Annotated in this window: 3 protein-coding genes; 1 reads left to right on the forward strand and 2 read right to left on the reverse strand. The window is 55.3% G+C overall.

The genetic code is table 11. The features are described 5' to 3' along the window. Positions 1–596: 596 nt before the first annotated feature. Positions 597–3,113 carry a DUF927 domain-containing protein gene (locus tag QZ377_RS08395; RefSeq protein WP_291440711.1) on the forward strand — a complete coding sequence of 839 codons (2,517 nt, stop codon included), beginning with the start codon at positions 597–599 and terminating at the stop codon, positions 3,111–3,113. 395 nt (positions 3,114–3,508) lie between these two features. On the opposite strand, the gene QZ377_RS08400 is transcribed toward QZ377_RS08395, so the two are convergent. After that, positions 3,509–4,390 carry an SWIM zinc finger family protein gene (locus QZ377_RS08400; RefSeq protein ID WP_291440712.1) on the reverse strand — a complete coding sequence of 294 codons (882 nt, stop codon included), beginning with the start codon at positions 4,388–4,390 and terminating at the stop codon, positions 3,509–3,511. A 2-nt stretch (positions 4,391–4,392) separates the two neighbouring features. Next, on the reverse strand, positions 4,393–7,419 hold a 3,027-nt coding region (locus tag QZ377_RS08405; RefSeq protein WP_291440713.1), incomplete at its 5' end, for a DEAD/DEAH box helicase.

Consider the following 7,419-nt stretch of genomic DNA (forward strand, 5'->3'; position numbering starts at 1 on the left):
GGCCCGGCAGATGGGCGGCTTGATACGGGCCAAGACTCTTTCAAACCTTGACGCCACAGGGGAAGGGCCAAGGGTAAAAATCCGCATCAGAAAAAAGGTCTGCTATGAGCGTCGAAGCTTCCTCCAATGGCTCAGGCAGCATGTGCGGCAGTAACTGACCGCAAAAAAGCACCAGCAACGAACAACCGCAGGGGCATGAATTTTTTCATGCCCCTTTCTTATTCTATGCGGCAAGTATTTGCCCGTTTCGGAATGATTTACCCTGTAGTGGCCTGAATAATAAGGATGTTATCATGGATACGAAAAAATTTGTCTACGCCGGAACACCAGAACCTGGCTATGGCCCCTGGACATTTATAGAAGATTCGCCTGAGTCGCGTGCCCAGGCACTTGAACAGGGCTGCAAGGCATTCACGACCGTGAGCTTCGCCTATGAGCCGAAAAAAGATAAACCCGAACCCATGCGCTACGGCGATCTTTGGCTGGACATAGACTGCAAGGAAGCGCCGTTTCTCGCCATTGTGGGCGCAAGGGACTTTGTTAAGGGTCTGCGCAATCGGTATGATGGTTTTGACCCTGCCATGCTCGAATACTACATGAGCGGCAGCAAAGGCGTCCATATCTGTATTCCAGCTGAGGTATTTGGTGGAGAAAACGGGCATCCCTGCCTGCCCAAGCTGCATTTGAAAATGCTGGAGCGGATTTTTCAGCACTCCCCAATTGGCCGTAATCTGGGCTTGCTGGCGCTGGGCAAGCCCGTACCCGATGATTTCAGACGCAAGACTGTCGGCGACCTTGTGGACACAAGCCTGTATTGCATGGGGAAGGGGAAGTTGCTGAGGGCTCCCGATATCAGGCGCCCTGACGGACGCTACAAAGTGCAGGTGAGCGTTGAGGAATTTTTTGAATGGGAAATTGACTCATTACTGGAACTGACCCAGTCGGTAAGAACATGCGTCATACAAACTCCGCCGCCCACGGTAACGGGGATGACAGCCCTTTATGACCACGCCCTTCTGGATCTGCAATCTTGTAGCCAGCGTAAGCTCAATCTGCAAGAGCTTTCCGACTGCCAGTTCATGAGCCATTGCCGTGAAAATGCCGCAGCGCTGAGTGAGCCGGAATGGTTCCTGATGTTGCGTGTTCTGGCTCCGCTGGGAAAAAAAGGGCTTGAGTTAGCGCAGGAATACAGCCGCCCCCATCCGGAATACTCGGCACAAAAAACCCGAACCAAATTTCTGCATGCCCTGCATAAGGGATATCCAGCCAACTGCTCTGATATTCAGGAGCTTTTTCAGTGCGACCCTGGCTGCAAGGTGCGCAGCCCGCTTGACCTTGAACGCAAACGTCTGAGTGATGTTGTGGTCGCCGCAGAATCATTCAGTTCCCAAAAGGATGGCCTGTACTATTCACCATCCCGTGGCATGATGGAGGGCGACAGTTTCAAAGTGTGCAGCCCCTTAAAAGTCCTTGGCAAGATGCGCAATACGGACGGCACGGGCTGGGCAAGACTGGTTAAGTTGCTGACGCCAGATGGCAAAGAACAAAAGCTGACCATCACCATGAAGGAATGTGTGGGGCGCGGCGATGTCGTCCTTGGACGGCTTTGCGAGCATGGGCTTGAACTGTCAGGTGGGCGAATGGAAAAATTAATTATGGAGTACCTGCGCTTGGCGGGTTCCGACAAGATTTTTACCAATGTTGAGCGCCTGGGCTGGCACGGCAAGTGCTATGTCTTGCCGGATAATATTTTTGGCGGAGGAGAAAATGAAGAAATCCATTACACGCAGGAACACGGCCTGTTCAACCATGCAGGCGAATTGGAACAGTGGCATGAGCATGTGGGCCGTTATTGCCAGGGCAACACGCTGCTCATGCTGGTTGTGGCCTTTGCCCTGACAGGGTCGCTTTTGCGCCCTTGTGAAATGGAAGGCGGTGGATTGCATCTGTTCGGGCCATCGTCCACCGGCAAAACAACGTTGGCCCTGTTGGCCGGCAGCCTCTGCGGCGGCAATGACAGCAAAGGGTTTATCCGCCAATGGCGCAGCACGCACAATGCTCTTGAGCATATCGCGGCCCAGCATAATGATTGCCTGCTGGTTCTCGATGAAATAGGCCAAGCCACAGCAGAAACGGTGACTCAGGTCACGTACATGTTGCCCAACGGCCAGGGCAAGGAGCGCATGCGGAGTGATGCCACACAGCGTAAGGCTCATCAATGGCTTCTCAATTTCTTTTCCACTGGCGAGTTGAGCATAGAAGACAAAATAGAAGAAACAGGTAAATACCGTGCAATGGCCGGGCAGAATGTACGTGTGATCAATCTTCCCATTGATGGCGGCACAGGCAAAAATGTCTATAGCACTTTGCATGGCTTCAAAAATCCAGCGGCACTGAGTGAGCACCTCAAAAATGCTTCCCGAACCTATTATGGTACACCGCTGCGTGCTTTTTTGAAGGTTTTGTGTGGCACTGGCGGGCATGATCTGGACATGAATCTATATGAAATAAACAATAATATCGCTATGTTCACAAAAAATTATTGCCCAGAAGGAGCCTGTGGACAGGTTCAGCGTGTGGTTCTGAAGTTCGGGCTGATTGCTGCGGCTGGTATCTTCGCTGCAAAGGCCGGCATCCTGCCCTGGACACCGGAAGAATCAAGTGATGCCGTTGTGGAATGGCTCAACGTCTGGCTTGACGAGCGCGGCGGCGTTGGCAATCTGGAAATCATGAAAGCTCTTGATCGCTTTAAGGATTTTTTTGCGCGCTATAGCAGAAGCCGTTTTGCTGATGTGGACGGCCTGGGTGAGAGTATGCGCGATCTGGCTGGCTATAGATGGGAGGACAAGGGTGACCTGCGATTATTCATGACAATCCCGACGTTCAACGACCTCGCCAAAGGAGTAAATCGCCATGAGTTGCTGGAGCATATGAAGCGTCAGGGGTGGTTGTTGATGAACACCAAAGGAAATCCTACGGAAACAAAATGCATCAAGGGGCGGAACGTACGTGGCTATGGATTCATCCCTTCCGCCTGGGAAGGCCGTGGAGACCTGGAAGAGCGGCACATGAGTGTGGCAAAAGACTCCAAAGCCAGCGATTGTGACTTTTAAGTTGTGCGGCGCACAAAAGCGTTTGTGCGATTTTTTGTATAAAACACCTGTATTTTCTTGGTGTTTCGAACCTTCGCACAAACGCACAGCTGCACAGCAGTTTTTTATACGGAACAAAGAAGGGTAAAGCAAAAAGGGGGGGGGAGATTACCAGGGCGGTTGATGCTCCAGTTTTGCCAAAAAAGAGCAAGAACAGTATGTTGTTTGTGCGCCTGTGCGCCTGTGCGCCTGTGCGATACCCAAAAAGTCTGGCAATTGTGGAGCCTTGAGACAAAATTCCGCACAGCAGCGTTTGTGCGAAATTCATTTCTGTTGTGCAAGGTGGTCACGCTCAGAAAAAAACATCTTGAAATCCCTGTCCGCTATCAAAATCGGCGTTGCCGAGTGAGAAGAGTCTACTCCGCTTGTGGAGTTTCCCCCACGATGTTGCAGCCTATGGCGCAGTTGAGGCCCGCATCACTTGCCGCCCCGTACATGCCCACCATTGTGCCCATAAATTCTTCATTTCCCCGCCAAAAAGGGATTCCGCCAAGCCGCCGGGGCAGGGCGGCGGCAACAGCGGGAAGCATAACCGCTCCAAGTTCAGTCGGCGTTGCGTGGTGGCCCCAAAACTGTACAGGATCGCAGGGGAGCGGTTCTGCCTCTTCCTGCATGGCATCCGGGTCGGCTTCGGCATCGCTCGCGCCAGTACCCAGCAGTTCCAGAAGGGCCTCCCGCTCAATGCCCCGAAGCCTGAACAGCAAAAAGGGGTCCCGGTCAAACTCCTCGGCCACAAGGTAGTACACGGCTGCGATATGCTTGCACGGGTTTGACCAGTCAGGGCATGAGCAGTCAGTTATAAAATCATCCTTTTTTACAGGAAAAAGCGACAGTTTGGCATTTTTAAAGATTTCTTCAATCTGTTGCGGCATCTGTCCGGACAAGAGAGCGGCGGAAAAGAGGGCCTCCTTGCGCAGGGCATGGCCGATGGTGGCCCACGCGTCAGCCTCCAGAGGTTTGACCCGCATGGTGACAGTATACGGCTTGGCCCGCGAACCCTGCACTTTGGCGGAAATGCAGCCTTTTTCCATTTGAATGGACACGACCTGCCCTTTGCGGGCATAGGCGCGCCCACGGGTCAGCCGTGCTCCCAGCCCGAAGCTTTCAATAAGCTCGATCCAGCGTTTGGCCCACCAGCTTTGCCCAAAGCCGCCGCGCCGACTTTGGGACTTGATGCCCCCCTTGACCTCGCGGGCTTGGGATGGGGGAAAGCCGCCATATTCATGATACCAGGCCATGTTTACTCCCCTAGAGTTTCTTCCCGCAACGCGAACAAATCCCGAAGCTCCTGGTTGGACAGTTCTGTCAACCAGGCCTCGCCAACGCCCACCACGGCATCGGAAATTTCTTTCTTGCGTTCAATCATGGCATCAATCTTTTCTTCCAGCGTACCGCTACAGACAAATTTATGCACAAGAACATTGCGGTGCTGGCCGATTCTGAAGGCGCGGTCCGTGGCCTGATTTTCCACCGCCGGGTTCCACCATCTGTCATAATGAAAAACATGCTTTGCCGCAGTGAGGTTAAGCCCCGTAGAGCCGGCCTTGAGCGAAAGAATAAAAATCGGCGGGGCCTGGGCATCACCCTGAAAGCGCTCAATCATCCGGTCGCGCGCCTTTCGTGCTACGCCGCCGTGCAGAAAAAGCACCTCCCTGCCGAGGGTGTCCTGCAAATGCGCTTTGAGTATATGGCCCATCTCTTTGAACTGGGTAAATACCAGGGCCTTGTCGCCCACGGGCAAAATCTCTTCCAGCATTTCAGTGAGGCGGGCAAGCTTGCCCGAGCGTCCGTCTATGGCCGAGTTGTCGCCAAGGAAGTGAGCGGGATGATTGCATACCTGCTTGAGCCGGGACAAGGTCGCAAGAATAATACCCTTGCGCTGTATGCCGTCCACCTCGTATAATGTACGATTCAGGTCTTCAAGCACAGCGGCGTACAGCGATGCCTGCTCCTTGGTCAGCGGGCAAAATTCCTTCATTTCCACCTTGTCGGGGAGGTCGGAAATAATGGACGTGTCTGTCTTGAGGCGGCGCAGGAGAAAGGGCGCGGTAAGGCGCTTCAGTCGTGTGGCAGCCTCGGGATCGCGCCCGGTCTGGATGGGCATGAAGAAACGCTTGCGAAATTCTTGCTGGCTGCCCAGAAAACCCGGATTGAGAAAATCCATAAGAGACCACAGGTCGCCGACATTGTTTTCCACCGGCGTTCCTGTCAGGGCTATGCGGTATGCCGCCGGGATGCCCCTGGCGGCTTTGGCCTGTTTTGTTTCGGGGTTTTTGATGTTTTGCGCTTCATCCAGAATGACGCCGCCCCAGGAAATATCTTTCAGTACCGCCATATCCCGCTGAAGAAGCCCATAGCTTGAAATGACCAGCGCCTGCGCGGACGCGAGCCGCCGAAAGGCCGCCCCTTTTTTGCGGTCAAGCCCGTGATGGACCATGACCGGCAGTTCGGGGGTGAATTTTTCCGCTTCTCTGGCCCAGTTGTTGACCACCGATGTGGGGCAGATGAGCAGGCTGGGCATCTTTTTGCCGGAAGACCATAATCTTTGCAGCAGGGCCAGGGTCTGGATGGTTTTCCCCAGGCCCATGTCATCGGCAAGGCAGGCCCCAAGGCCCCATTGCTGTAAAAAGGCGAGCCAGGAAAATCCCCGCGTCTGATAGGGCCGCAGTGTGCCGCCAAATTCCGCCGGGGGCGGCAACTCCGCACAGGCCGTGCGGCCCTCCAATTGGTCGAGTAACTCGCTGAGCCAGCCCGCACTCTGCACACCGCCAAAGGCAAATCCGTGAGGGGCGTCCTCACCGCCAAGGGCCATGCGGAGAACATCCCGGGCCGGAGCGGTATTTTTGTTGTTTTTCTTCCAGAAATCGACAGCGGCCAGAATTTCCTGCGCATTGACCTCCACCCACTGCCCCCGCACCTGCACCAGTGGAACCTTGAGCCGGGCCAGAGCCAGAAGGTCTTTATACGTAATGGGTTCCCCACCAAGAGAAGCCTGCCAGTCGAATTCCACAATGGTATCAAGGGAAAGACCGCTTGAAGAGCGGAGTTTGGGGGCCGCCACCCTGGCCTGAATGACCGGCCGGAGCTTCGCGCCTTTCTTGGTCCACCACGAAGGCAGCATGACCCCGAATCCGGCCTGCCCCAGAGCAAGGGAGGTATGTGTCAGAAAGCGGTGTGCGCCCTGAACGTCCAGACTGTAGCCCTGGGGCGCGGCATCCTTGAGGCTGGCCTCAATTTCCGGCGCAATGCCGGAAGCCTGGCCCAGCGCCGAAAGCACATATTCCCTGGCATCCGCACCCAGGTGCTTCAATACTGAAGCACGCTTTTTTGGGCCTGACCAGAGATCCTGTATGGGGAGCTGGAGGCTGTGGTCATCGTGCGGATGCAGAAGATAGGAAATCCGCCAGGCAGAATCGTCCCAAGGCTGGGAAGGGGAGGACACATTATCGGAGAGTGCGTCGTCATTTGTGGGCTCTTCAAGCCTGAAGCAGAGCCGCACCGGGGATTTGGACAGCACTGTTATGGGGCGCTTCCAGCGAGTGAGGGTATTTTTTAGATCTGTTACATCTTTCTTCGGCCAGTCTATGCGTCCATCTGGCGAGCGCAGGGCGGCCAGCCAGGCATCATGCGCACTCTCCACAGCGGGCTGCGTCCGTGGTACCCATGATATGCTGGAAGTGCCGACTTGGCCCTTTTTACCCGCCGTTGCTTGCGGCATGGCGGAGCGGACAAGGGCATCAACCATGTCCGTCAGAAAAGCGCGCAGAACAGAAGCGGCGGCGGTGGAAGGCGGCGCTTTGCCGTCAGCCTTGGTCAAGGCTCTGGCCGACGGGGGCATGGCGGCGGCAAAGGCAGCGAAGCGCGACTGTTCCTCTGCGGTAATCACCGGTTCCCATACGGAGTGGTAATGGCCGCCGATTACCCGCACGCCGGGCAGATATTGCTGCCTGGCAACCAGCGCCCCGGCAAATCTGAGCATTTCCGCCCAATAAGCAAGGTCATGACCCAAAAAAACGCCACGGGCGAGAGTTTGCTTGCCTGTGGCGTTTGCCAGAGCAGTTACGGCTTCCTGGGCATCAAGCAGGGCGGCTGAGACGCGCCAGGGACGCAGATGTATTGTTTTGCCAGCGTACTCCACATCGTGGAGGAGCCGACTCGACGGCACAGGACCGGATTTTGAGGACGGCAGCCAGGCGATGGCCTCAAGCGGCTTTGCAACGTCTGACGAAAGGCCGAGGTGTTCAGCAAGAACGGCATCTAGAGCGGC

It is taken from the genome of Desulfovibrio sp., from assembly GCF_019424165.1.
In the GTDB taxonomy this organism is placed as follows: Bacteria; Desulfobacterota; Desulfovibrionia; order Desulfovibrionales; family Desulfovibrionaceae; genus Desulfovibrio.